This is a genomic window from Okeanomitos corallinicola TIOX110, from assembly GCF_038050375.1.
Taxonomy (GTDB): Bacteria; Cyanobacteriota; Cyanobacteriia; order Cyanobacteriales; family Nostocaceae; genus Okeanomitos; species Okeanomitos corallinicola.
In genome coordinates, this window is record NZ_CP150886.1 from 5025580 (window position 1) to 5051623 (window position 26044).

At 35.8% G+C, this 26044-nt stretch carries 29 protein-coding genes; 10 read left to right on the forward strand and 19 right to left on the reverse strand.

All coding sequences use genetic code 11. The features are described 5' to 3' along the window. Positions 1–71: 71 nt before the first annotated feature. Genes WJM97_RS22250 through WJM97_RS22260 form a run of 3 tightly spaced genes read right to left on the reverse strand, consistent with a single transcriptional unit; the run spans position 72 to position 4463 of the window. On the reverse strand, positions 72–854 hold the full coding sequence (locus tag WJM97_RS22250) for an Rpn family recombination-promoting nuclease/putative transposase (RefSeq protein ID WP_353930929.1): 783 nt from the start codon (positions 852–854) through the stop codon (positions 72–74). A 60-nt stretch (positions 855–914) separates the two neighbouring features. Continuing rightward, a complete protein-coding gene (locus tag WJM97_RS22255) occupies positions 915–3101 on the reverse strand; it encodes a hypothetical protein (protein ID WP_353930930.1) in 2187 nt (728 codons plus the stop codon). 54 nt (positions 3102–3155) lie between these two features. Continuing rightward, positions 3156–4463 carry a restriction endonuclease gene (locus tag WJM97_RS22260; protein WP_353930931.1) on the reverse strand — a complete coding sequence of 436 codons (1308 nt, stop codon included), beginning with the start codon at positions 4461–4463 and terminating at the stop codon, positions 3156–3158. 361 nt (positions 4464–4824) lie between these two features. On the opposite strand from WJM97_RS22260, the gene WJM97_RS22265 reads away from it, so the two are divergent. After that, positions 4825–6252, forward strand: a complete 1428-nt coding sequence (locus tag WJM97_RS22265) for a bifunctional orotidine-5'-phosphate decarboxylase/orotate phosphoribosyltransferase (RefSeq protein WP_353930932.1) — start codon at positions 4825–4827, stop codon at positions 6250–6252. A gap of 31 nt (positions 6253–6283) precedes the next feature. Here WJM97_RS22265 and WJM97_RS22270 read toward each other — a convergent pair whose 3' ends face one another. Next, positions 6284–7609: a dihydrolipoamide acetyltransferase family protein gene (locus WJM97_RS22270; protein WP_353930933.1), complete on the reverse strand. Its 1326-nt coding sequence runs from the start codon at positions 7607–7609 to the stop codon at positions 6284–6286. A gap of 341 nt (positions 7610–7950) precedes the next feature. Here WJM97_RS22270 and WJM97_RS22275 point away from each other — a divergent pair, with 341 nt between their 5' ends. After that, complete coding sequence (locus WJM97_RS22275; RefSeq protein ID WP_353930934.1) at positions 7951–8484, forward strand: hypothetical protein; 534 nt, start codon at positions 7951–7953, stop codon at positions 8482–8484. Between the two features lie 64 nt (positions 8485–8548). Here the strand turns inward: WJM97_RS22275 and WJM97_RS22280 are convergent, their stop codons facing one another. Together WJM97_RS22280 and WJM97_RS22285 are read right to left on the reverse strand one after the other, a co-directional pair. Then, positions 8549–8998 (reverse strand): YlqD family protein, encoded by a 450-nt coding sequence (locus WJM97_RS22280; RefSeq protein ID WP_353930935.1) that lies wholly within the window; start codon positions 8996–8998, stop codon positions 8549–8551. A gap of 39 nt (positions 8999–9037) precedes the next feature. Then, positions 9038–11038 (reverse strand): long-chain fatty acid--CoA ligase, encoded by a 2001-nt coding sequence (locus tag WJM97_RS22285; RefSeq protein ID WP_353930936.1) that lies wholly within the window; start codon positions 11036–11038, stop codon positions 9038–9040. A gap of 236 nt (positions 11039–11274) precedes the next feature. Here WJM97_RS22285 and WJM97_RS22290 point away from each other — a divergent pair, with 236 nt between their 5' ends. Both WJM97_RS22290 and WJM97_RS22295 read left to right on the forward strand, forming a co-directional pair. Beyond that, positions 11275–11523 (forward strand): hypothetical protein, encoded by a 249-nt coding sequence (locus tag WJM97_RS22290; protein WP_353930937.1) that lies wholly within the window; start codon positions 11275–11277, stop codon positions 11521–11523. Positions 11524–11739: 216 nt separating this feature from the next. Next, positions 11740–11925 carry a hypothetical protein gene (locus WJM97_RS22295; protein WP_353930938.1) on the forward strand — a complete coding sequence of 62 codons (186 nt, stop codon included), beginning with the start codon at positions 11740–11742 and terminating at the stop codon, positions 11923–11925. A 6-nt stretch (positions 11926–11931) separates the two neighbouring features. Here WJM97_RS22295 and recQ read toward each other — a convergent pair whose 3' ends face one another. Both recQ and WJM97_RS22305 read right to left on the reverse strand, forming a co-directional pair. After that, positions 11932–14109: a DNA helicase RecQ gene (gene recQ / locus WJM97_RS22300; RefSeq protein WP_353930939.1), complete on the reverse strand. Its 2178-nt coding sequence runs from the start codon at positions 14107–14109 to the stop codon at positions 11932–11934. A 193-nt stretch (positions 14110–14302) separates the two neighbouring features. Beyond that, positions 14303–15580 (reverse strand): bifunctional oligoribonuclease/PAP phosphatase NrnA, encoded by a 1278-nt coding sequence (locus WJM97_RS22305; RefSeq protein ID WP_353930940.1) that lies wholly within the window; start codon positions 15578–15580, stop codon positions 14303–14305. Positions 15581–16114: 534 nt separating this feature from the next. Between WJM97_RS22305 and WJM97_RS22310 the strand changes: the two genes are divergently transcribed. Next, positions 16115–16354: a hypothetical protein gene (locus WJM97_RS22310; protein WP_353930941.1), complete on the forward strand. Its 240-nt coding sequence runs from the start codon at positions 16115–16117 to the stop codon at positions 16352–16354. A 75-nt stretch (positions 16355–16429) separates the two neighbouring features. Here WJM97_RS22310 and WJM97_RS22315 read toward each other — a convergent pair whose 3' ends face one another. The 10 genes from WJM97_RS22315 to WJM97_RS22360 form a co-directional block, all read right to left on the reverse strand. Further along, positions 16430–17101 (reverse strand): Shedu immune nuclease family protein, encoded by a 672-nt coding sequence (locus WJM97_RS22315; RefSeq protein WP_353930942.1) that lies wholly within the window; start codon positions 17099–17101, stop codon positions 16430–16432. A 3-nt stretch (positions 17102–17104) separates the two neighbouring features. Continuing rightward, entirely contained in the window at positions 17105–17428 is a 324-nt protein-coding gene (locus tag WJM97_RS22320) for a hypothetical protein (protein WP_353930943.1), read from the reverse strand. Positions 17429–17549: 121 nt separating this feature from the next. Next, positions 17550–17858 (reverse strand): hypothetical protein, encoded by a 309-nt coding sequence (locus tag WJM97_RS22325; protein WP_353930944.1) that lies wholly within the window; start codon positions 17856–17858, stop codon positions 17550–17552. Beyond that, entirely contained in the window at positions 17851–18063 is a 213-nt protein-coding gene (locus WJM97_RS22330) for a type II toxin-antitoxin system HicB family antitoxin (RefSeq protein ID WP_353930945.1), read from the reverse strand. Before WJM97_RS22330 ends, WJM97_RS22325 begins: the two co-directional genes overlap by 8 nt. Positions 18064–18273: 210 nt before the next feature. Then, the gene (locus WJM97_RS22335; RefSeq protein ID WP_353930946.1) at positions 18274–18777 is read right to left on the reverse strand and encodes an NAD(P)H-quinone oxidoreductase subunit J; all 504 of its coding nucleotides are present in this window, start codon (positions 18775–18777) and stop codon (positions 18274–18276) included. Then, entirely contained in the window at positions 18770–19504 is a 735-nt protein-coding gene (gene ndhK, locus WJM97_RS22340; RefSeq protein WP_353930947.1) for a photosynthetic/respiratory NAD(P)H-quinone oxidoreductase subunit K, read from the reverse strand. The genes WJM97_RS22335 and ndhK overlap by 8 nt, the downstream gene beginning before the upstream one ends. After that, a complete protein-coding gene (gene ndhC, locus WJM97_RS22345) occupies positions 19495–19857 on the reverse strand; it encodes a photosynthetic/respiratory NAD(P)H-quinone oxidoreductase subunit C (RefSeq protein WP_353930948.1) in 363 nt (120 codons plus the stop codon). The genes ndhK and ndhC overlap by 10 nt, the downstream gene beginning before the upstream one ends. Positions 19858–19898: 41 nt before the next feature. Beyond that, positions 19899–21080 carry a transposase gene (locus tag WJM97_RS22350; protein ID WP_353930949.1) on the reverse strand — a complete coding sequence of 394 codons (1182 nt, stop codon included), beginning with the start codon at positions 21078–21080 and terminating at the stop codon, positions 19899–19901. A 233-nt stretch (positions 21081–21313) separates the two neighbouring features. Then, on the reverse strand, positions 21314–21736 hold the full coding sequence (locus WJM97_RS22355) for a hypothetical protein (protein ID WP_353930950.1): 423 nt from the start codon (positions 21734–21736) through the stop codon (positions 21314–21316). Further along, complete coding sequence (locus WJM97_RS22360) at positions 21729–21902, reverse strand: hypothetical protein (protein ID WP_353930951.1); 174 nt, start codon at positions 21900–21902, stop codon at positions 21729–21731. Before WJM97_RS22360 ends, WJM97_RS22355 begins: the two co-directional genes overlap by 8 nt. A gap of 514 nt (positions 21903–22416) precedes the next feature. On the opposite strand from WJM97_RS22360, the gene WJM97_RS22365 reads away from it, so the two are divergent. The 3 genes from WJM97_RS22365 to WJM97_RS22375 all read left to right on the forward strand — a co-directional run bounded on the left by WJM97_RS22365 (position 22417) and on the right by WJM97_RS22375 (position 24181). Beyond that, positions 22417–22665: a helix-turn-helix transcriptional regulator gene (locus WJM97_RS22365; RefSeq protein ID WP_353930952.1), complete on the forward strand. Its 249-nt coding sequence runs from the start codon at positions 22417–22419 to the stop codon at positions 22663–22665. A 72-nt stretch (positions 22666–22737) separates the two neighbouring features. After that, positions 22738–23412 (forward strand): hypothetical protein, encoded by a 675-nt coding sequence (locus tag WJM97_RS22370; protein WP_353930953.1) that lies wholly within the window; start codon positions 22738–22740, stop codon positions 23410–23412. Positions 23413–23614: 202 nt separating this feature from the next. Next, the gene (locus WJM97_RS22375; RefSeq protein ID WP_353930954.1) at positions 23615–24181 is read left to right on the forward strand and encodes a hypothetical protein; all 567 of its coding nucleotides are present in this window, start codon (positions 23615–23617) and stop codon (positions 24179–24181) included. Positions 24182–24283: 102 nt separating this feature from the next. Here the strand turns inward: WJM97_RS22375 and WJM97_RS22380 are convergent, their stop codons facing one another. After that, a complete protein-coding gene (locus tag WJM97_RS22380; RefSeq protein ID WP_353930955.1) occupies positions 24284–24862 on the reverse strand; it encodes a tyrosine-type recombinase/integrase in 579 nt (192 codons plus the stop codon). A gap of 202 nt (positions 24863–25064) precedes the next feature. On the opposite strand from WJM97_RS22380, the gene WJM97_RS22385 reads away from it, so the two are divergent. Then, on the forward strand, positions 25065–25394 hold the full coding sequence (locus tag WJM97_RS22385; protein ID WP_353930956.1) for a hypothetical protein: 330 nt from the start codon (positions 25065–25067) through the stop codon (positions 25392–25394). A gap of 59 nt (positions 25395–25453) precedes the next feature. Beyond that, on the forward strand, positions 25454–26044 hold the full coding sequence (locus tag WJM97_RS22390; RefSeq protein ID WP_353930957.1) for a hypothetical protein: 591 nt from the start codon (positions 25454–25456) through the stop codon (positions 26042–26044).

Here is a 26044-nt window from a genome sequence, read left to right on the forward strand (position 1 = left end):
ACTAGCAGCAGCTATATTTCTTTGTAACCTTTGTTCTGTGATTCCTTCTACTGCATTTGTTCATCTAATGTCTATTTATGATTTTGCTGTTTGATTGCTTGTTGCACGACGTCGATATCTAACTCAAGTATACGAGCAATTTGTTCTACATTTAACCCCTCATTTAACAGTCTAGGAATGGTTTCTAGCTTTGTTTCTAACTCTGTTTCTTCTTTGACTTCTTGATAAAATCGGGTTTTTTGCCATTCTGTTAATCCAAACATTGCTTCTAACTCCTGACGGCTATAGGATGAGAATTTGTAAACTAGCATTCTTTCTACTAATTCTAAAAGATTTCGACTCTTGGCCGCATCTGCTTTTTCTACTAAATTGATCAAAGTTTTTGCTTGTTGGATAGCTTCATCTTCAGGGGAAACTACTAATTTAATAATACCTAAACCAATTGAAGATGATGTATCAGTTATTTCATCTAAGTAAACGACATGAATTAATCCAGCAGTTAGTAAACTTTGATATGCTAAGGGTATACCAGGATCAAGATCCCGATTTGCCCACAATACTACCGCTTGCCATGTTCTTTGAGGTTTATATTGGTTTAAGTAAAGAAATGCTTCTGTAATTAATCGCCAGTATAAATTATCATCGCTTTGAAATTGTACTTCCACAAAATAAATCGGGTCTTGTGGGTACTCTGGTTTGGGTAAAAATAAGCCATCTATTCGACGTGCTAATTCTTTGATTTCCACTGAGGAAAATTCGTAGTGTAAGGCTAGTGTTGGTGACTGTTCTAGCAATTCAAATAACACACTGGGGAGATTTTGCAGTAATGTGTAAAATATCGTGTCTGTCTTCATTTGATAACTCGTTTAATGCACCGTGTTGAATCTTTTTCATATTTTTATATTAGACGTTTCCTATTTATTTTTGAGAATGACATCTAATATTTCTGGCAGGGTAAAATAAATATAGTAAAGAATTGGTGTACCCACAATATCTATAGTTCCATATCTACGACATAAATCAGAGTTAGGTATTTTAAGTTGAGGAACTTCAATAGGAGTAGAGTTAATATGAAAGGTGATACACCATTTAGGTTTTACTTTTAATTTGCCTTTTGCATCTCTGTCTTCTTGTTTTTCTCCTAAATCATAAAATAAATTATCATAAAAATACTCTATATTTACTTTTTTAAATTCGTCAGCAAGTATACTTTCTGAATAGGGAAAGTAAGATTCTACAAGATTAGGCATATTTTCCCCTATAGTTTCAAAAAATATTTCCACTTGTTTAATAATATAATTTGTGGCATTTTTTATTTGCTTCTCATTTTTAAAAGAAATTAAAGGAACATAATCACTTTTTAAAATTTGATTTTCTAGCAAAATAATTTCTGTCTGTTTTCTGGAAGGATGAATATGACGAGTAGCTTCGATTTTTGGTTGATAATAATTTTCCCAACCTACTAAAACATCTGATGCTTCAATAATTCCTAAGTATACCTTTTGTATTACCTCAAAATCTGCTTTAAATATTTCAATACCTCTAATATTAAACCTATCTTCCATAGTTCCTAGAAACTTTTGGTCAGATTCAAGTTTATTAGTAAAATAAAAAGGAATAAAAAAGCAATTATATATGGGAATGTCAGGAAAAGTTTGTTGTAATGCTAATTCATACCCAAGTTGTTTTTCTAAAGCTATTCTATAACTTTGATCAGTTTCTTCCAAAAATTTATTTCTATAATCTTCATATTTTTTTAAAGAAACATTTTTAAAATCAATAATTCTGATGTAATCAGTATTTATAGAACGTAGCCAAATGAGATCAGGTTGTGGATAACGACGTAATAATTTACTAATTTTATATTGTATGATTTGATATTGCACATTAGGAAATATTCTCATATTTAAATCCCATTCAATACAGAATACTTCTCTCCAAGATAATATTTTTCCTCTTTTTGGATGTCGACCGCCAGAGTTTAATTTTTGATGTAACCACTCATTACCAAATTTGTTTAATTTATCATCACTACCTTTAAAATTCCAATTACCAACTCTATTTTTTTCTATTCCTGGTCTATTAGAATTTTCATGACCATCTATTGGGATATCAGTATCCGCAAAACAGATATCATCAAAATCATAATTATAAATGGGATCAAAATTTTTCTTAAAAAAGTAGGTTTGACACATATCTTCCCAAACATAATCAAAACCTTGTTCTCCTTGTATTCCCCAAAAATCACCATCATCTAAATCCGGGTTTAATCCTCCATATAAGAAAATCTCAATAGCTTCATAAAGTCCCCAATAATCAGCATCTTTATAATGGGTATTTCTATCTGTATTATCAAGAGCTTCTTTACAAAATGTAATAGTTTCCTCAAAAGTATCTTGATCAAAAAGAGAGTGATTAATAGTTAAATAATTATCTCTAAATCGTTGCGAAAGAAATTGAATATCTTGACTTCTACCATAAACATGATCAGGTACATCTTCCTGTAATTGTTGAATAATTTCATTCAGGATAAAACAATAAAGATTAACTATATTGGTACTTTCATAACTTATCATTGGACGTGGTAAGTCCATGACATCAATATAAATTGCTCCATTATCTAGATAAATAGCTCTATCTAAATATTTATATATTTTAGAATGGTCTATTTCTTCACTACGTCTAACTTTCTTTTCAATGGAATTAATTGCTAAATCATCATAAGTTTCTAACACTCTTTCAATCATAGAAAGTTTACTGTATAAAATACACTCACTTTCTTCTTGGTATTCTAAAGTAATACCTCCTGTACTCAAAGTTGGTTGATCTTGATTTTTCTTATTTTTAGCATCTTTCCTGGTAACTCTGGAATTATTTTCATTGTCACGATCAAATTTTCTGAATGTGCGATACATTAAAAAGAAAAAATCACGGACTTTATTAAATTTACTACTATCATCAGTACCAGTTGCATTTTGATATTTAGCAATAAAATCATCAAACCCTTTTGGCAAGTAAAAAGCATACCCACCATTATCATCTGCTTTAATACCTACAAAATCTGAACCTATTTTCAGATCAATTTGTGAAAAGTCCCACATAATAATTAACCAGTTGATTGAACAAAGAGGAAATTATCAAGATTTTGAATGACATTATTTAGTTGTATATTTTAAGAGATTGGTTACAAATTCCTGATGGTATTTAATAAAATCACCAAAAGTCACCAACTCTTTATCACTCTTGTTTAAAAGTTTGCGAATGGGGGTTTTATCACGGTTAAAAACACTATCCCAAATAAAGAACATCAGTTTATTTTTGATCTGATCTTCTGTAATTGTACCTGCATTGATGAAACGATAACCTATTTGCATATCTTCTATTCTGCCACTTCTGACAGAATTATGATTATCTTTAATAAAGATGTTGAATCTCTCTACTAAATTTTTCCATTTTAAAGTGCCATCTCCATAACCTTCTAAGGTAACATTATCTAATTTTTTATCATCATCTTCATTCCAGTCTACATATTCCCATTCCCAACGTCTTTTAAAAGCGTTATCCATAAAGTAAATGGAATTATCCGAAGTATTCATTGTTCCAAATATGGAAAGATTGTAAGGAATGCGAATTGAACTTACAACAGACGTACTTTTTTCAACCTTAATCTGAATTTTATCTAAAATGTCTTGATATTCTCCCAATTTTCTTTCACTTGTATGTTTACCATAAGTATATGTAGGAACTTTTTCTACATTATTAAATCCAACTTCTTTAAAACCTGTTAATTTGATAAGTGTTTGAAATTCTAAATCAGAAAGACTAATTTCATAGGCAGACCACCCATCTTGACGACGATCTAGCAGTTGAAAAACTGTACCAAAAATTGCTGAAGAGTTACCTCTATTGATTTCATCAATAACTAAAGCAACATTTTGTACGGTTTCGTCTTCTTTTTGAACTAATAAATTTTTATAAGCTTGAGCCAATGCTTGTAAAAAATGACCTTGATAAAATTGATAATAAACATCTCCATTAGATTTAGTCTGTGGCATTAATTTTCCCATAAAATCGCCATAGGTGTATTCAGGATGAAAAACAGTTTTAATCAGATTCTCAGGATGAATATTTTTATCAATCCCTAAAATCTGTTTAACAATTCCGCCATCAATATCATTGGAAATTTTATGGCTTTTACCAGTACCAGGACAACCGAAAAATATTTTTTGAATTGGACTTGTCATAGTTTTATTACCTTTTGTTTGCTCATTACCCAGATTTTGTAAATATTCAAAAAAGTCTAACAACTGTTCATCAGTAAGTAATTTAAGAATTATTTGGCGATAAGTTTTGACGAGATAATTTTTTTCTTGTGTTGGTGTCCAACCCAAGCGTTTAAGTTCTCGATTTATCAAAGTTGTAATATCGCCAAAATCAACAGACTCCGAAAAATGTTGGCCCATTTAATTGAACTATGAAATTTTAGCTAATTTCTAATTATACAGGGTATTCAGAAATAACACTAACTTATTTACACATCTTTATACATTACTATTTCTAGCAATAATGGATGAAGAAAAATATTTTTTAGTTTAATATTTGTTATGATTAGATTGATAATTTAAAAATATATTGCAATTTTTAACAAAACTAAATCACTTTAATCCTGCAAATCCTTAAATCCTGCAAATCCTGATTCTGATAGTAAGTAAGTTGGGTTTCTTTACCTCAACCCAACATTTATTACTTTCCATTTATCCAAGTATGTAAAACTAGATTAATAATCAGATAAAATAAAGAAATAAATCCCTAAAAAACTTTAACATGAACTTTTTCGACAAGTTAAATACAACAATTTCCCAAAATCAAAGTTTACTAATAGTCGGACTTGATCCCAACCCAGAAATGATTCCTAACCGTTATCAAAATTCTGATTTGATGACTGGTTTAGAAAATTGGTTAAATTTCGTGATTACAGAAACCGCTGATTTTGTTTGTGCTTATAAACCAACTTTAGGTTTTTATCAATCTTTAGGTGTCCCAGGTTTAGAGTTATTAATAAAAGTTTTAAAATCTATTCCTAGTCACATTCCCATTATTTTGGATGCTAAACATAGTGATTTGAATACTAGCAGTATTTTTGCCCATACTATATTTACAGAATGGCAAGTAGACGCTGTTACTTTAAGTCCTTATTCTGGACAAGATCATGTTGCACCTTTTTTAGTTTATCCTGATAAAGCTGCTTTTATTTTGTGTTCTACTTCTAATCCTAGTGCCACAATTTTACAGGAATATCCTGATCTTAAAAACCCTTTTTATTTAAAAGTTGTCGAAGAGTCAAAAAACTGGGGAACTCCTGAACAATTATGTTTAGAAGTGGGAACTACAAATGCAGAAATTCTCAAAAATGTCCGCACAATCGCACCGGAAAGAATTATTATGGTGCGGAGTCTTTGGGCTAAAGAAAACACTCTGAAACCTATTTTAAGTGCAGGTTTAAATAGTAATGGTGATGGTTTGTTAATTCCTGTTCCTCAAGATATGTTAGGAAGTGAAAACCTTTCTCAAGAAATTCAAAAGTTACGCACAGAAATAAATAATTTTAGAAGTGATTTTGTTGATAATGCTTCTAGTTGTGATGTTTGGGTTTCTAATGTGGAAATCAAAAATAATCATCCCCATCAAGATTTGATTTTACAACTTTTTGATATTGGTTGTATTATGTTTGGTGAATTTGTGCAAGCATCTGGGGAAACTTTTCCTTATTATATTGATTTACGGAAAATTATTTCTAATCCCCAAGTTTTTAATCAGGTGCTTAGTGCTTATGAAGATATCTTAAAAACTCTCACTTTTGATCGTTTAGCGGGTATTCCCTATGGTTCTTTACCTACTGCAACGGGTTTATCTCTGCGTTTACATTGTCCGATGATTTTTCCCCGCAAGGAAGTTAAAGCACATGGTACACGGAAGGTAATTGAAGGTAATTTTCACCCAGGGGAAACTATAGCGGTGGTGGATGATATTTTGATTAGTGGGAAAAGTGCAATTGAAGGAGCGGAAAAAATTAAGTCTGTGGGTTTAAATGTGAAGGATATTGTGGTGTTTATTGACCATGAAAAAGGTGTAAAAGATAGGTTAAAAGCTCAAGGTTATAATGCTTATTCTGTGTTAACTCTTTCGGAAATTGTGAATACTTTATACGAAGTTGGCAGAATTACTGAGCAGCAATTTTTGGCGTTTATGTAGGGGCGAACGGCCGTTCGCCCCTACAGAATGATTACATTGTCAATGATTGAGGATTGGTTTCAATCAATGTTGCTAAATCTTTCAAGAATGCAGCAGCATGAGCGCCGTAAATAATCCGATGATCACAGGTGATGTTAACTTTCATTTGTTGACAAATACCAAATAAACCATCTTTGGTAGCTACAACTTCTGGACGAGAAGCAGCGATCGCCAAAATTGAACCCTGTCCAGGTGGTAAAATTGCATCAAAGGTATCTACACCAAACATTCCCAAGTTAGACAAAGTAAATGTACCGCTGTTATATTCTTCTGGTTGTAGTTGTTTTGCTCTAGCTTTATCTACTAAAGTTTTCCAATTCCGTGACAAGGAATAAATATCAATTTGATCCGCTTTCTGTAATACTGGTGTAATTAATCCACCATCATCCATGGCTACAGCTACAGCTACGTTAATATTGCCATGATGAACAATTCCCTGTTCTGAATAACTAGCATTCAGTAATGGATGTTTTTGTAATGTCACCGCTACCGCTTTCGCTAATAACGCTGTCATTGTCACACCTTTAGATTTTATCTGTTTATAAACTTTGTTGAGTTCATCAACTGTAATTGTGTAACCAACATGGAATGTAGGTACAGTCAAACTAACCATCATGTTGCGTACCACTGCATTCTGTAAAGTAGTCAATGGTACTACCTGACCAGGTACAGAACTGGTGATAGCTGGAGTAGGTGCGGGTACTGGTTTTACAGGTGCAGGTGCTACAGGTGCTGTAACAACTGGCGTTACAGGTGCTGGGGGTTGAGTTGGAGTCACTGCGGGAGTAGTAGGCTGAGGTGTTTTACCAGCAGCAGTTTCTACATCTTCAGCGACAATGCGACCATAAGGACCGCTACCTTTAAGATTATTTAAATCAATTCTATATTCTTTAGCTAACTTGCGAGCGCGAGGTGAAGCAACTAACCGACCTTCTTTGTGGTTAGAGCCATTGTGAGAGGCTGTTACAGGAGCAGCGACATTGCCAGCGGCTACAGGTACGGGTACAGGTGCAGGTGTTTCAGTCACCGCAGCAGCACCACCACCAGCCATAGCTATGGCAGCTTCTATTTCTGCTTCTGTTTCTGCTACGTAGGCGATCGCAGCACCAACAGGGGCAGTTTCACCAGCAGGGACGATGATATGGGCTAAAAATCCTTCATAGAAAGATTCCACATCCATATCCGCCTTATCTGACTCGACAACCACCACTGTTTCGCCTTTTTCCACTCTATCCCCCGGCGACTTTACCCAAGAAACAATTTTGCCCTCGGTCATGGTGGAACTTAGCGCCGGCATAAATACTTCATTAATGCTCATAATGGTGGTTTTAGAATCAATAATTTTATGGACTTTAACAGCTGTTGCCAGATCGAATTGTATCTTGCTACGAGGATTTTAGAGCAAATTATCAGCAGAAGGCAGGATGTGGGGAGGTGGGGAAGATTAATAAATAATCAACTAATCACCAATTACCCATTCCCATTTGGAACTTAACGCCGAAGCTGATGTCTATTTAGATAAACTGAGATTATCTGTACTCCTCACTGCTTCTTCACACACAAATACTAACGATCAGCAGTTATTAGGGGTGAGATTTGAACTTAAAACTCAAAATTGGTGAATAACCTGTTTAAAATTCCCCTTTCAATCAGATGAATATGTCGGCAAAGTTGAAATTTGTTTTAATTTCGGTTTTTAGTGTATTCACTGCTGTTGCTGCGGTTTATATAATTCAGCATCAGCCAGCTTTGTTAATGACGAGAAATGCAAATAGTCAACAACAAGCTATATCTTTAAAAAACAACTCTTCTGACTCTTCTCAATTTGTCGCTTACCCTGAGCGTTCTCAATATAAAACTATACCATTAGAAAGTATAAACTCTATTCTCCAAGGTAGTGATCCTGGTACTCTGGCTTTAAATATTCTTTATGATCTCAAGTCGGTGGAGGGAAAGCCTTCTGTTGAGGTAACATTTCCCCAATCTAATCACGCTTTGGTAATGATTACAAAAGTCAAACAGGTAACAGATAATTCTGTCAATACTATGAAATATCGAGTGGAAATGAACCGTTTTGGGCGATCGCTATTAGTTAGTTCACCACCTGTCTGGCAAATTACCTGGGCTGGTTATCAAGTACAATGTACTACTCAAAGTCCAGCCCAGAATCAGTTTAGCCACAATTGCAATTAGTCAGTAGTTAGTGTTCAGTGGTCAGTTGCTCATGACTAATGACTAATAACCAATGACTAAGTGATTAAATATCACCACGAATTTCTTCGACTATGCCATCTCTTAATACAACTTCAACTTGCATTTTACTGATTAAGTTATCTCCGGTTTCTACCTTAAAAAACCCTTCCATTTGAAACTGATTAACTTCTTGATCTAATTCCAGAAACTGCACTTGTTGAAGGTTTTGCAGTAATTGATTTTTTTGCTCTAGAAATTCACTTTTCTTTTGATTAACTTGGATTTGGATATTATCAATTTGTTGCTGAGTTTGGGGACCCGGTGGCTGTACACTTTGCTTTTGAATGGCAGAAATTGCTCTTTGTCCTTCCATGTCTAACTGTTGCAGCTGCTGATCTAGTTGGTTGATCTGCGTTTGTAGCTGCTGTTGTACTTCCTCTTTCCAGAGAGTTGTCACGATGGCTTTGACGTTAACGCCACGTTTTAAAAGCAATTGAGATTTGGAGACATCCATAAAAATTTCGCGTTCACTCTAAATTATTTGCAAGGGGAATTATTTGACAAACATCTCGTCAATAATATCTCGATAATTTTCCATAACAACATGACGACGGATTTTTAATGTTTGTGTCATCATGCCATTTTCAATGGAAAAGGGTTCGAGGATTAGCTTAAAGGGTCCGATGCGATCATCGGCTCGATAACCTGGACGATTTTTCACTTCCCGGTTTAATTCTTGCCGAAATAAATCCTGAATTATTTTACTCTCTAAGTCAATTTTTTGACTGGTTGAGGTGGAATCATTCTGGGTACTGATATCCAGCTTCTGCATTTCTGCCCATTTCTCTAGTGCTTCTACATTAGGAACTATCAACGCGCCGATACTACGCTGGTCTTGTCCTACTAACATGATTTGATCAACATAGGGCGATCGCAAACAAGCATCTTCTATGGGTTGGGGTTCAATATTTTCCCCGTTGGTTAAGACGATGGTATCTTTAGCCCTACCAGTCAGCACTAAATCATTTTCTGGTGTTACCCAACCCAAATCACCACTATCAAACCATCCTTCTGCATTTATAGCTTTTTGTGTGGCTTCAGGGTTTTGATAGTACCCTTGCATGATTTGGGGTCCTTTGAGCAGCACTAAACCCCTTTGTCCTACAGGTAAGGGTTGTTTGGTTTCTGGGTCTACAATTTTAACTTCTGTGCCGGGAATTGGTTGACCAGACGAACCACGCAAGTTTCGCCACGGACGACGAGCGTTTGTAACTGGGGAAGTTTCAGTTAAACCATAACCTTGTAAAATCTCCACACCAATAATTTCAAAAAAGTTATCTATGTGTTTGGGTAGCGCACCACCACCACTAATAACGTGTTTAATTTTCCCACCTGTGGCTTCCCGCACTGTGGCATAAACTATTTTTTCTCCCAGTGCTTGGAATGGTGATAAAGCCAACTCTACTATTTTCGCTCCCAATTTCTCTCCAGCGGACGCATGAAGATGATCTAAACTCAATCCCTGGGTAATCCGCCGCGCTGTCATATATTTCTGGCTGGTAGAGAGTAAAAATTGAATCAGTTTTTGTTTATTGGCTGGCTGACTCCGAAACTGTTTTTGCACTCCTTCATAAATTGATTCCCACAACCGAGGAACAGCAATCATGTAGTTAGGTTTATATTTTTTTAAATCTTCCTTGACAGCACGTAAATTAGTGTAAACCTGTGTACAACCTTGAGAAAGTAAAAAGTATTCTCCACTACGTTCATAACTATGCCAAGTCGGTAAAATACTCAAAACCGTATCACCTGGTTGTGGTTGTACCACTGTTCCCAAGGTCTTAACTTGATGAAGTAAGTTTTTGTGAGATAACATTACACCCTTGGGTTTTCCCGTAGTCCCAGAGGTATAAATTAAAGTTGCTAAAGTATCACCGCTAGTTTTTAATGCTACTAGGGTGTGGTTACTACCCAGGTCTAATAATTGATTAAAATTAACTATTCGATATTGTTCTGCTACTGGTGGTGTTTCATCGGAAAGTAAAACCACTAATTTAATGGGTAAATCATTTAACCCAGATTCTAATTTTTTTAATGTTTTAATGTCTTCAACTACTAAGGCTGTACTACCGCTATTGGCAATAATATATAGTAGTTCTTCCCTTTCAGCTTGAGCGCTACGGACTGCATTAACTGCTCCAGCACTCATGATACCTTGATCAGCAATAAACCAGCGTGGACTGTTATCTGCTATTAGTGCAATGCGTTCAATTTGGTTACTCTCACCACCACTCATATTTATCCCTAGTCCTTGCAAACCCGCTGCAAATTTTTGGATTTGTATAAATAGCTGAGAATAGGTAATTTTGAATTCTGGCTGGGAATGGGGGTTATGGAGCGCGATAATATGATCAAACTTCCTGGCAGCTAAAGACCATATTTCTGGTAGTGATTCAATATTTGTGTAATCTACCAAAGTCTGTAATGCTCGATATTCTCGCTCAGTCACATTTGATAAGAGAGAAGATGGGGATGGGGATTGGGTGGTTGACATAAGACTTAATTAAGAAATATTTTCTTGATTTTGTTAATAACAGTCTTGAGTATCATCTTTTCTGACTGTGTATGACACTAACACAACTTCCAGTATCTACTTTACAAAAATTTATGTTAAACTCAATAAAGATAGATTAAATGCAATGGTTCTCTACATGAGTTGATGAAAAATTTTGCATCTTAAATTTTGCATCTTTATTTTAGTTGCTTAACTCTTGCAGGAGGTGATTACCTATGGGTTTAATTGATGGACTGCTCATCACTGTTATTAATGCTGTAATTTGTTTAGGTCTTCCTAAACTCCTATCTATACTTTTATCTTTGCGAACTAAATCACCTAAACCCTCACTGAAAAACTCTGCTTTGAATACAGAGAAGTTAGAAATTTCCAGCTTTCCATATTGTACTGTTTATGACTTAACTGGTAATCAATTTTGTAAATTTAGACCCCAATTTTGTCACCGTTGTTCTTCTGGTGGATAGAGTCAGGAGTCAGGGAGATAGTATTTTTGTTCTCTGTTCCCTGTTCCCTGTTCCCTGTTCAGTCATCATACCGAATTGCTATGTGTGTTTTTCTATGAACATTTAATTTATTTATACACCACAAAAGAAATTCAAAACCCAATGAATATTTGATTATAAAGATAGTAGTTGATAATATGTAAGAGGAACAGCCAATTTTTACACAGGGGAAAATACATGAGTTTAAGAGATTGCGTACTTTTTACTTTGTTAAATACGGTTGCTTGTCTGACTTTTCCAAAATTAGTATCTGTTGTCCTGGAAGTTAAAAAGACACAGTTAACCCAGGAAGAGCAAAAAATAGAAGCAAATAGGAATATTTCAACATCAGCCGTCAATCAAGAAGTTGCTAGTGTCTTGTAAATAGGTTTAGAATTGACCAGCTTTTCTTTTTTCTTTCCTCCATCTAGCTCTTACCAAACGAATTTCATCAAAAGTGTAGTCTTGACCTAAATGTTCTCGAATTGGTGTCAGCGAAATATCTCCTAAAACCTCTAGAACTTGCCAGATTTTCTTTTGATGTTCTAGAGGTACTAATTGATTTAAGTCCACTTGTTTATTTTTCTCAATTAAATCAGAGAGATGACGAACAATAGTAGAAGTTCTCACATTACGTTGTTCAGCTATTTCTCGTATACTAAAACCTTGTTGATATAACTCTAAAGTGCTAGATTCAGTATCAGAAGGATAATGATCAAATGCTGAGTCAGAAGACTGATTGTTTGTTTGTAATTGTACAACTTTTTCCTGACAATAAGCTTGAATTTCTGTTAAAAACTGATCACCATATTGTTCTAATTTATAACTACCCACTCCAGAAAGTTCACCAAATTCATCTAATGTTTTTGGTTGTACTTGTGCCATTAATTTTAAAGTCGAATCATGAAAAATCACATAAGGGGGAACAGCTTGTTCATCAGCTAATTGTTTACGCAAAGCGCGCAATTTTTGCACCAAAACTTCCACCTCCGCAGCTTTCCCATGACCATCTTCTAAACTCAGCTTTTGTACCATAGGAACAGCAATAGAAACAGAACGTTGTTTTCGCATTACTTCCCAACTCAAAGGATTCAGTTTTAAAACCGAATAACCATCATTAGTTTGTTCTAACAAACCTTGATGTAAAAGCGATCTTCCCAACATTCGCCATTCATCAACTGTTTTATCTTTACCTATACCATGAGTAGATAACTGATCATGTTTATTGAGCAAAATCTTTTGATTTTTTCCACCCCTTAACACATCAATAATATAAGTCATTCCATATCTTTCTTTACATCTAGCTACACAAGATAAAAACTTCATGGCTTCAATAGTCCAATCTTGTACAGGTTTGGGATAACGACAATTATCACAATTCCCACAATTGCCAGGAAATCTTTCCCCAAAATAACCTAATTGAATTGTCCTTCTGCAATCAGTTCCTTCCGCATAATCTATGACTTGTCTTAATTGTTGTTTAGCAATTAATTGTTCTTGAGGATCAGTTTTTTGATTAATACTCCATTCAATGGTTTTTACATCACCAAAACTAAAAAATAAAGTACACCTTGAAGGTTCACTATCCCTACCTGCACGACCTGATTCTTGATAATAACTTTCTAAATTTCTTGGTAAGTCAGAATGAATTACAAACCGCACATCAGGCTTATTAATTCCCATCCCAAAAGCAATAGTTGCCACCATCACCCGTGCATCATCTCGAATAAATTTAGTTTGATTTCCTGCCCGTTCTTTATCACTTAAACCGGCATGATAGGATAAAGCTGCAACCTTGTCTTTTTGTAATTTAAAAGTTAATTCGTCTACTTTTTTTCTAGTTAAACAATAGATAATACCTGAACCTTCATTTTCTCTGACAATTTCTAATATTTCAGCGTAAGACCTTTTACTTTTAGGACGGACTTCATAGTAAAGATTTTGCCGATTAAAACTAGCAAGATGAATACTTGGTTGTTGTAATCCTAATTGTTCAATAATATCAGCCTTAACTCTATCAGTAGCTGTGGCAGTTAAAGCAATAGTTGAAACATGAGGGTAACGTTTTTTTAATAACCTTAATTGCCGATATTCTGGGCGGAAATCATGCCCCCATTCGGAAACACAATGAGCTTCATCAATGGCAAAGTTAGCAAGACCTATCTTTTCTTTAACTACATCTAACAGCGGGAGAAATCTATCACTAATTAACCGTTCTGGAGCAACATATAATAATTTAACTTTACCAGTCATAATCGCTTCTTCACGAGAACGCACTTGATAAGAATTCAAACTACTATTTAGAAAAGTTGCTGAAATATTATTAGTTCGCAGTGCTTCTACCTGGTCTTGCATTAATGCTATTAACGGTGAGACAACTACAGTCAAACCAGGTTTTAAAAGTGCGGGTAATTGAAAACATAAAGACTTACCCCCACCAGTAGGCATGATGACCATTAAATCCCGATTTTGTAGCGCATCTTCGATAATTTGCCTTTGTCCAGGACGAAAATGATCATAACCAAAGTGATATTTTAAGTATTTTTCTAATTCGGGATACTGAAGCATGATAAATATGTATTTTGTTTGTCAGGATTTTTGATTATTATTTGTACCTCATGAATCTGCAATATGCTGTAAGTAAATAAGTAAGCACAAAAAAGCTCAACTACGTCAGTAAAATTAACGAAGTTATGAGCCATTCCACATTTCTTTACATACAGTTTTTTGTGCCTTGTGATTTAACTTCATCTATCTGATACTAAATTGGGTGATCTTTAGGATTAACCAACTTTAATAATTTCTGTTTAATTTGAGCATCAAAAACTTCCCATTTCATTTTGGCATAAGCAGAGTTTTCATTACTACCAGATAAGAAACCCATGGGAATTTCAAAACCACCGGCACCAGTCCGTCCACCACCAAAGAACCGCCCTGTGCTATCTTGTCCAAAGGCTTCTTTAATAAATTCATCAGGATCTAAAGTCAGTTTTGTGGTTCTCAAAGAACCTATGACTATTTCTAGTTCCTCATCTTCATCATGAACTATGCCATAAACTACAGCGGTATGTACATTTTCCTCTGTCACTAAAAAATCAGCAGCTTGAGGAATGGCATCACGGTCATCGTAGCGTAAATAACCAACACCAGCGATGGAAAAGTTATTTTGGACAATGCGATTTTTGAGCGATCGCTCGATTACATCCATTACCCGCTTGGAACGATTAGCCTGTAAAATGGCATTGAGCAATTGAGCGTCATAAAATCTACTCAAATAAGCAGCAGCCATAAAATCCTCTTCCTGCGCTTGCATCAACCGATTGGTATCTGAGCGCAAACCGTGCATTAAAGCAGTGGCACATTTAATATGTTGGCTAATACTGCTATCGAGTGCCAATAAACCCAATTGTAAATACTGGGTAAATATTGTTGCAGTAGCTCGCACATGAGGACGAACATCAGCAAACTCGGCTTTGAGTTCCCCTTGTAAGCTATGATGATCCACTAGCACAATCAAAGGAATTCCCGATTGTTCTACGACTTTTAATAACTGAGATGTTGTTCCTTGATTATCAATCAACACAAACCCTTGATAAGATGATAAATCTTTACTTTTTAGGGTTTGCATAGTCCAGCGTTGAGCAGGTAAATTAGTTAGCTTAACTAAAGCAATATTCTCTTGGTGGCTTAAAGTTCCAGCATAAACAATTTCACATTTGATATCGTATTGTTGGGCAATTAACTGGTATGTCCAAGCACTAGAGAGTGCGTCAGGGTCAGGAAAATCTTGTAAAATTACAAGATGACGCTCATGCCGATGGGCTGTCAAGGTTTTTTTTAACTCTTCTGACTTTTGTACAGCCAGAGTATTACCACGTTGCGCTACATAACCGCCCCCATCACCATTGGTAGTTAATAAGGAAGAACGGGTAAGAGGTGAAAGTTCGATTGTTTCTCTATTTATGTCCACTTCCTCCCCATTCGGATCTGTAGAAAATGAAAAACTTTCAAATTGAGTAACCGGAGAATTCAAGTACATAATGAAATTTAGTTTTTGGGGTGACGACTCTAACCAGCGATACTCTTGGTTTGTCCACACACTATGATCTTGACAGAAATCCAATGTCTTGGCAAAGCATCATGTTGGTCTATATTTTGTCAAGAGCGGTAGTCAGGAATTGCTGATATATGCTTAAATTTTCAAAAAACTTTCCTATTCATGGAGCGGCTGAGATTTTTCCTTTACCCCAGAACTATAATTGGCATATTTATATTTTAGTAAACTTTAATATCATATCATGTAGGGTTTCTGGGTGATAATTTCCGTATCTGGACAAAAATCTGAGGATGTCGTGAACTCTCGTACGGTTTTAATTACAAAATAGTATATTTAACCTTTTCAGGATATGAAAACAAGCGCAATAATTGTAAGAATATCTCTTCAACCAAATCAATGATTTTTCTGAGATTTCTATCTAAGGGTGATATTTTTGTCCACTTACAGATAGATGAATTCAACCTTGAGGTCAGTATAAATTGAATGGAAGATCAAAAATTCAAGGAGCAGAAAATCATGACTACTACTAAAGTCAAAACCCAAGAACCAATTAGTAATTTAGAATATGATTTTATCACTGTTCTGCACAACAAAGCAGCGGCTATCCAATCCTATGAACGTTACATTAAAGATGCACAAGAGGTAAATTCTCAACCTTGTGTAGAACTATTTCAAAAATTGCGTCAATCAGAAATTGAGGAAGCACACGAAATTCGGGAACATCTGCGACAAGTAATGGCAAAAGGCAGAATGTAATTTTGTAGGGTGCGTTAGCAACAGCGTAACGCACCATTGATATTTATTTTTAAAAACAATTTACTTTATACAAAATCAATCACTATCATCCGTTGAAATTCCTGCTTCAGCCTCTGATTCTGCTTCATAAATTAGTGAATATCGTGAAAAGCTATCTCTAATATCTCTAGCTAATTGATCAAATGTTATGCAAATAATTTTGCGGGAATCTACTAAAACTTTATTTAAACGCCACTTTAATCTAGCTTTATCAATATCAGATATAAAAGCATCTCTACCTATAATCAGGATTCCACAAAACTCTATATTTTCGCTACCAAAAATAGAACGAGCTAAGGAAGTATTTTTAAAATCATCAATTTTCCAAAACCAATCAATGATTTGACTAAAACCATGTTCAAATCTAGGCGACCAATCTGATGTACTTCTACCTTTATCTACAAAAATACTGTCTTTAGTAGCGTCTTCAAATTCAATAAAACAGTAAATATTATTGACAGAATCACCGATGGCTAAATCGGCACGAAAATCACCAAAAAAGCTAAATTCATGTTTAATTTGGTCGAATCTAACCATCTGAGGAATATAAAAAGCAATATAGGCAGATAAATGTAGTCGCTGCTTAAAAAAAGGAAGTATATGTTCACTTTCTTTTAGTTCACGATTATTGAAAAGTAACTTTTCAAATTCTTCAAGCTCAAATAGACACTGTTTAAGGTCTAAATTGAATGGGTCTAGCCCTTTCATTTGCTAAATAACCTCTTTCAATTTTTGATAAAACCTCTCAAGACGGTCATGATTAACTATATCAACAATAGTTACTTGTCTATCTTTAAATTCAAAAATAACTCTATATTTTAGACCTGCTCGCGCAATAAAAGAATTGGGAATAGATTTCAGCTTGTTAGTTTGTATTACTGAACAATTAGGAAATTCTTCTAGACAATCGAGAACACGAATCACGTTCTTTTTAACTTCAGTTGGTAAGGTATCAAGTGCAATTTCTGCTTTATTAAGTAACACCACTTGATTTTTATTTAACTGTTGGTTACTAGATTCAATATCTGAATTCATAACATCACAGAATTTTCTAGATAATATTTACATTATATATGAGATAGTAGCTAAATAGCTTGCCAGAGGTATTACTGTTTAGTTAAATTAACCATACGTAACCCAACTAACAGCAAACTTATCACCACAAAAGTAGCTCATCAGACGGGGGAAATATACCCTTAACTATTAGTTGACCTTCTGGATGCTGAGAAACAATATGTCTGAAAATACCTGATGCTTGTTTCTCAAGCTGACCATACTTTGTGCCATCCTCTTTTATCTGAGCTAACAAGTAGTGATGACTTTGTTGGTAACAATAATGGTCATCTATTGGGATAGAACCATTCTGTAGAGTGAGTGGTATGGGTTTGTCAGAAACTTCTCCAAATCCTAGACGTTCCAGCGCACGAATCGCTTCTCTACTAGAAATCCGAGGTAATCTAGGCATAGCCGACTTCGATATTAGTTACATATCTAGGAGAAGTTTCAGGTAAAGGAAATTCCTCTAAATAAAGCCGTGTTGCTTCCTTCAAACCATTAATTGCCTCTTCAATAGTTTCTCCTTGATCAACTGTACCAACTTCTGGACATTCAGCAATATACATATCATCTTCTTTATAGACAATAACTGTAAAGCTACGAGTCTTCATCATATTTTTCCTCAAGTTTAAACTTTCCCATCTCACCTAAAATATACCTCAAAAAACTTCGCGCCTTTGCTCCTTTGCATCTTTGCGCGAAATAATATCATCATCCTCATTTCTCTGCGTTCTCTGCGCCTCTGCGGTTCGTTACATCAAAAAAACAAATACCCCTCTCCACCACGGGAAAGGGGCAAATCAGAGATTAAAACTCAGCACTACCTAATAAGCATCTTGCAACTCATAGAAATCAGGCGAGATATAATCCTTACGTAAAGGCCAACCTACCCAATCTTCCGGCATCAAAATCCGCTTCAAATTAGGATGACCTTCATAGATAATGCCGTACATATCGTAAGACTCACGCTCTTGCCAGTCTGCTGTCCGCCAAATCCAATAAACTGAGGGTACAGTGGGATTTTCTCTAGGTAAGAACACCTTCACCCGTACTTCTTCTGGCTTATCAATGTTATCACCCACTTTTACCAAGTGATAAACACTGACTAATTCCTGTCCCGGTCCTAAATCAATCCCACCTTGAAACTGGAGATAATTAAACCCGTAAGCATACAAAGCCGTTGCAGTAGGCAGCAAGAAATCTGCGGCGACTTTAATAATTTCAATCCCATTCACATCAGCTGCCAAAGATTCATGGTCAAAACCATTTTCAGTTAACCACTGGGAAACCTGACCAGCAGGGATTATTTTTGCTTCTTCATCAGCCACGCTTTTCTTCCTCCTTTTGTTGAGATGTTAGCAATGCTGGAGGTACAGGCATACCAATTGCTTCGGTCAACTCCTTGGGTGGGTTGAAGCGAGTTTCTGATTGTAAATACTTACCAGTTAAGATTTCAGGAACTGGTTTCATATTGTGGGTTGTACTGTAATAGCGGTGGGTTTGCTTGATTTGACCCCGTTCTTGCATCGAGTCATTAGCAATTTTTTTCCGCAACTTAATAATTGCATCAATAATTGCCTCTGGACGGGGAGGACAACCAGGTAAATATACATCCACTGGAATCAGCTTATCAACTCCGCGTACCGCACTGGGAGAGTCAACACTGAACATACCCCCAGTAATTGTACAAGCACCCATAGCAATTACATACTTGGGTTCGGGCATTTGTTCATAAAGACGCACCAATTGGGGAGCCATCTTCATGGTAATTGTCCCCGCAGTGATGATTAAATCGGCTTGCCGGGGGCTAGAACGGGGAATCAGACCAAAACGGTCAAAGTCAAAACGAGAGCCGATTAAAGCCGCAAATTCAATGAAGCAGCAAGCTGTACCAAACAGCAAAGGCCACAAACTAGAAAGCCTCGCCCAGTTATACAAATCATCAACGGTGGTTAAAATCACGTTCTCTGACAGTTCCTGAGTAACTGTAGGCCGTTCTATCGGATTGATGATTTTTTCTTTGTCTTGGGTAGTTATATTAGAATTCAAGACCATTCCAATGCTCCTTTACGCCATGCGTACACTAAAGCGATTACAAGAATCGCTATAAAAATCAGGGCTTCAATAAACGCCAATAACCCTAAACGGTGAAAAGCTACCGCCCAAGGGTATAAAAAAACTGTCTCTACATCAAAAACAACAAAGACCAAAGCAAACATATAGTAGCGAATGTTGAACTGAATCCAAGCTCCGCCAAAGGGTTCCATGCCGGATTCATAGGTAGTCCGCCGTTCTGGGCTGAAACTACTTGGTCTGAGGAGTTTTGACGCGGAGAGCGCCAAGGCTGGGACTAGGCTACAAAGAATGAGAAAGCCTAGAAGGTATTCGTAACCGCTGAGGACAAACACAATAAATATCTACCGTTTATGGTGGAAATCAAGCTGTAACTTCAGTCTAGAACATCTACCAAATTTTTAAACAGGAGTTTTACCGCCTTAACCGCTGTTCTACTCCTGACCAGTGCCACTGGCTTACCTGATTTTTTCTCTTGATCAAGCCATTCCCCCAATTCTTTCACTATTGGTGATTTTCTACTTTTTAATGGTTCAACCGTACTAAATACCCACTGCCAAATTGCTCGTCTGCATATTGAACTACCACCGGAAACCTTATTTCTGGAAATATCACCAGATGATTCTTGAGTAGGAGCGTAGCCTAAAGATTTTTGAAACTTTCTTAAACTCAAGTAGCGCTTGGTAGGTTTTCCAGAAATTCTACCTTTACGGATTTTTACCAGCGGTTTACCGTCATCCCCAAAAAAATTGTCTAGCGGGAAAATAAAGCTGATGATTGTAGCTTGTAGGCGATCGCCAAAACCGAATTCATCAAATACTTGTATATATTTTGCAAATTTAGAATCTGTAAGCAATTCAGCCAATTCATCCTCTATTATTTGCTCTTCCCGCTGTAAACTACAAATCCTTTGAGCATGAAATTTTACCGAGTCAGACAAACCCAATCCGGCTGTTTGAGCATACAGCCGATCATATTTTTTAGAACTTCTCTCACCTGCTAACCATCCCCAAAGCAATGGGACGTTTCCAGAAACACCACGCTTTGAAACCACTAAAGCCACCTCTGGAAATTGCCACGCTAGATCCTGACGGGCGCGGTTAATGATCGGCGATTGCACTTTGTTTAAATGGTTGAGTCTGAGAATTGATTCTCTAACCTGACTTACCACTGGATCTAGAACTCTAACAAACCGCGAGCGATCGCCACAATAATCAAAGTAGTAACAAGCTATGGCTAGAGAATCAGCATCATCATCTTTATCGGGTAGTCCCAGATGCGTTTCTCTATACCTCCTGAGTTCCTTGTGGCCAATAAATTTAATTTCTATTCCGGCACGGGTCAAAAGTTGCACCCAAAATTTAGAGTAATTTACACCAGTTGGTTCAAGTAAAGCTACATCTGGTTGTAGTGCTAATAATCCATTTATTCCTGCTTGATTGTTCTGGAAGTGGTAAAAATTGCACTCATAATAAAATTCTCTAACATCACTCGGTTTGCTTTCAAGTAGACAGCATGAAACCGATGATTTAGAGATATCTAAACCAACTATTCGCATATAATTTGTAAAGGGTGTAAATAAAGTTACGCTTAGGAATCACCCAAAGGCCATAACAGCCTGATTCAGTCTCAAAGACAACAACAATTACAGCCAAGCTTATGAAGTTACAAAAGCTAAAAAGCTTAATTCTTTTTCAAAGCTTTAAACTGTAATTGTTGATTGCTGGTTGGTTTGGACCCAACCGGCGACACCCTAAAAAGGGTGTTTCGTTCCTGGGTCAAGGGAACTCATCAGGCCCGAATTTTGATGCTAACTACATTACCTCCTGGTCCACCACCTACCTGTTCTTGGTAATGTTGAACCATTAAACCAATTGATTTTTTCGATAATTTTGAAACGCGTTCATTAGCCTTCAAAATAATTTCTTGACTTAAAGATTCCACTGACTCACCTGATAGCTTTTCTAATTTTTCTAGTGCATATCCTAAACCTAAAATTTGAGCAGCATAATCCTGTGAGTGCATCTGAAAAAATTCACCGTAATTTCTATCAAGAAATTGCTTGATATAATCTTTATCTTCGCCGCGCAAGATTGTATCACTTTCAGGAAAACACAATCTTGCAATTTGCGAATTATCAAGGTCGAACTCTAGTCCTTGAATCATATCCAAATTCACGTAATCACCACTTGGTAATTTGATAAAATTAGTCATTTGCAAATACCACCCTTACTGGATTTAAAGAATTAGCTTTGATAATTTTGGCATATTGATCAGCGTCATTTCGTTTTTTAAATGATCCAAGCAAAATCCATTTACCAGCAGAGTTTAGCTGATAAACGTCCCAAAGATAGAGACTTCTTTTGTACGTTGTTGTCATGATTAAATGTGCATTTTTGGTATAATTTGCAACTGAAATTCATCGTTGATATTTATTTGAAAAAGTCCAAACGGAAACAGCCAAGTGCAACAGGCACTGCTATAAATAAAAAGTCTGCGAGTTTTTACAAACAAGCATCCCTTGCTATCAACAGAAATTTTCATGATTTTCATTGATAAGTTATCAGGTCGAATTCAACGCAGACATCACCACACTATTAAATAGTGCTAATTATCAGTGATTAGTTATTGGTATTCAGTTTTTAGTTATGAGGTGTTTTCCCTGCAAGTTCCCACGGGCATCTATGGCAAGTGTGGGAAGGGGAAAGGGAATGATACAAAGTCATCCCCATGTCAGGTGTTGTTATTAGTGAGAGACTTTTAACTAACCAACCAAGTGTTTACCTCTAGCCGAGTAACTTTGGCTGGTTTTGTTGTTCTCTCATACTAGACATTATGTCTTGATTATTTGTCTATGTCAAGTAGTCTAGACAGATTGTCTATAAGTAGGTATTATGGAAAAATCAACCAAGAAAAACAGTAACGGCGGTGATTCACCTTTGAAAATTCTTAGGGATGAGTTGGATATGTCTCAGGAGGACTTTGGCCGCACCATTGGTATCAGTGTTAGAACTGTGAGCCGTTGGGAATCTGGTTCAAATGTCCCATCGTTTACCATTCCCCAACTCAAAGCACTAGATAGATTATTAAGAGCTAACGGTAAAACAATTCAAGATTTACCTGACAGCTTCGCACCTAACTAAAAAACAAATTTAATCCGCAACATCCCACACCATCTATTAACAAGATGGTGACAATCTTCTGTATTTAAAATCATGAAAAATTCTGTAATAAATCACCCAGAAAAAACACCATTGGTACTATTAAGGCAAGAGTACCTAACACTGACTAACAATTTTGTAGCGGCCAAGTTGCTTTCTATCTTTGAATTTTGGACTAACAAATTAAAGAAAGTACAGAAGACAGCTAGGGAATGGATCTACAAAACATTAGAAACTTTGCACGGCGAATTAATGGGTGAACACGGTATTCATTCTATCAGAAAAGCATTAAATATTCTAGTGGATTTAGGATTTATTTCCAGACGGAATAACCCACACACACCTTATGACAGAACATTTCAGTATAGGTTAGATGTAGAAAATCTTCAACAGGCACTAGACAACCTTAACCACGATGATCAAATGGATTTAGAGGATCAGACAGATGCAAGCTGTGATACTGAAAAATCCATTTGTGAATCGGATCAAATCAATATTATAGATTCCACTACAAAGGAATTGCCACAGAAAAGTGAGGTTTTGAAAAATAAAAGAGAAAAGACCGTCAAGCTAATTAGTGCATTTTTCAACGTGGGATTTTCTCAAGCTAGTCAGACTTTAAATATATGGACATCGGAATGGAATAACAGACCAACAGGGAGGCAATGGTTAACAGAACAATTACAAAAGCTAGGTTTAGATCCGAGTTGTTTAATTAGTGATTTTTGATTTTTTACCAGGTTTTACCAATGATAGTTAGATTACACAATGGACACGGTGATTGGTACGATCACCATATTTCTGGAAATTACTTGCCTAAATTTATATTCTGGAATGGATTTTTGTACAGCCATATTGGCAGTGGTATCTACAAGTCGGAACAGTTTTACTTTATCTCTCCTAATGCCAAAGGTATAAAAGGGGGTGAGAGATGAATACACTCTTTAACCTTGACCAATTTCATCAACCTGAAACTAAATATGTTAACGACCCTTACTGGGATAAATTGGATGAAATCGTCTTAGACCGTGAGGGCATGATTGATCAGAATGGTCAAGCCACACTTTTTTATGATGATTCTCAAGAACCACCTGACCCCGATGACTTTGAAAATAGATTAGATTTTGTGGCAGCTTGGAGAGAGTGGGAGAAATTAAATCCAGATGTTGAATATCAATTTATGCCTGTTCTGGAAAACTCCTTGCATCTTCCAGAACAACCTAAAAAGCAATGGATAGAAGAATATTATGTTACCCGCAGCGGGAATAAATATTGGTATTACAGGTATTGCTACTATGACCGCAAAATTTATCATGTTCATATTCCGGGCGGTTGCATCGAAAATGAAATTGCCCAATCTAGAAAGCAGATGATTGAGAGGGCGATCGCACAAAATATGACACCTTTCCAGATTCAAAATTTTATCAAAGGTGGTTTTGGAAAGGATGGAAATAAATTACTCCGATCACTAGCTCCGATCACTAGCTCCGATCACTAGCTCCGATCACTAGCTCCGATTATTAGCCCAAAAAAAACCCTGTACGCGCTACAGGGTTTGTGGTGCATCAAGTGATTACTTCCTTCCGGTTCAATTGTACTATCACAGTGCAAAAATAGCACCTTTCACTTCATCATTACCAATTTCTATATATCTTTCTAAGGATTTAAAATCACGGTGTCCGGTAATTTTTTTTATAGTTGCTGTTGCTACACCATTATTATGCAATTTAGTAATAAAACTGCGCCGGGTGCTATGGGTAGATATACCCTTCGCAGATAAACCTGCTTTATCAGCAGATGCTAACAAAATATTGTAGGCATTTCTCCAACAAATTGGTTTATCACATTCTCTCGATGGGAACAGCCAAATAAAACTCTCATTGGGTGAGTAAGAACTTAATGCCTCTACTAAATTGGGATGAATTGGTACTTGCCTAGTTTCTGCTGAACCATCAGGCCGTTTTTTTCTGGAAGATGCTCTAAAAGTGATAACTTCCTTTGGTTTACCATTTTGGTAAACATCTGTAACTTTTAATTTACATATCGCGCCCCATCTTTCACCTGTGTACCATGCTATGTCAAATAATATTTTGTATTTAAGCTGATTTATATTTCTTCTTAATCTGCTGTAATCAGATTCAGACAAAATAGCCGCTTGACCATTTCTACAATTTTTCATTTTCTATATTCCACTTTTACTTTAGTAGTAGGTAAAAATGGAATAGTTTATATTTCACCTACTTTTAATAATAGCCCATAATCTTTATACAGCAATAGATACACCATATTTATTCGTGTTCCATTTTTACATAAAAATGGAATGTTTACATGATATTGATAGTGAATTATTAATTAGGATAGAAAATTAATAATTTACATCAATGTCTGAACTAACTTTAATTGATCTATTTCCAGGTGCAATTGAAACAGCTACAGAAATTACCATTCCTAAAGCTGATTTAAACATAACATCACCAACCATTACTGCTGACAAGTTTATAGTAGCAACTGTAAGCATTGCTCTCGTGCGAATGACTTTAGAGCAGTTTGAAGCAAATATTGACCAACGAGTATATCTTTCTGCTTCTGGCTTTGATTCTTTCACTTTTAAGAATGACGGTACTAATCAGATCAGGCATGAGGTGAGGCAATTTAGCATTAATCTAGCGCGTCCAGCACCTATTTCTACTTTAAATCCAGAAGATTATTAAAATATAAAGAAAGCTTTTGAATAAATTTATTCAAAAGCTTTCACAATAAAGAAATAAATATGAATTGTCCACTTTATTACACAAAAACACCTGATTACTCAGAAATATCTGAAATATTTTTACCTTGTGATTCAATTATTGAATTTGGGAAAAAACCGAAAAAAATAGAGCTAGGTATAACAAATTTTTCACAAAAAAGTTTCGCAATATCATTCAAGCGCCCGCCGGACGATGAAGGAAGGATAGCAACCTTATGTCTACATGGCTATCGGATTCAACTTGAACCGCCTCCAGCCGTAATTTATTTTATCAATAGATGTGGTCTTCATGATTTTCGGCGATTTGATCCAAGTCATCCAGTGACTGAATTAGGAAATTGTCGAGACAATCTGGGTAATAATACTTCAGAAGATTTTGGAGGTACTTTAGAAGATCCGTGTTTAAATACAATCAATATAGAATATTTTATTAAAGCCTTTAATGGAGGTAATTTAATTTTTCAAGATTCAGGAGATTTTATTGAATATTATTTTGATACTTCTGGATATAATCCACCTGGAAATACCATCAACTGCGGTGATTGTGACCTAAATTGTGATTTAATTTATGGTCATCTCATAGAAATTAAAAATACTTTACAAGGGATATAA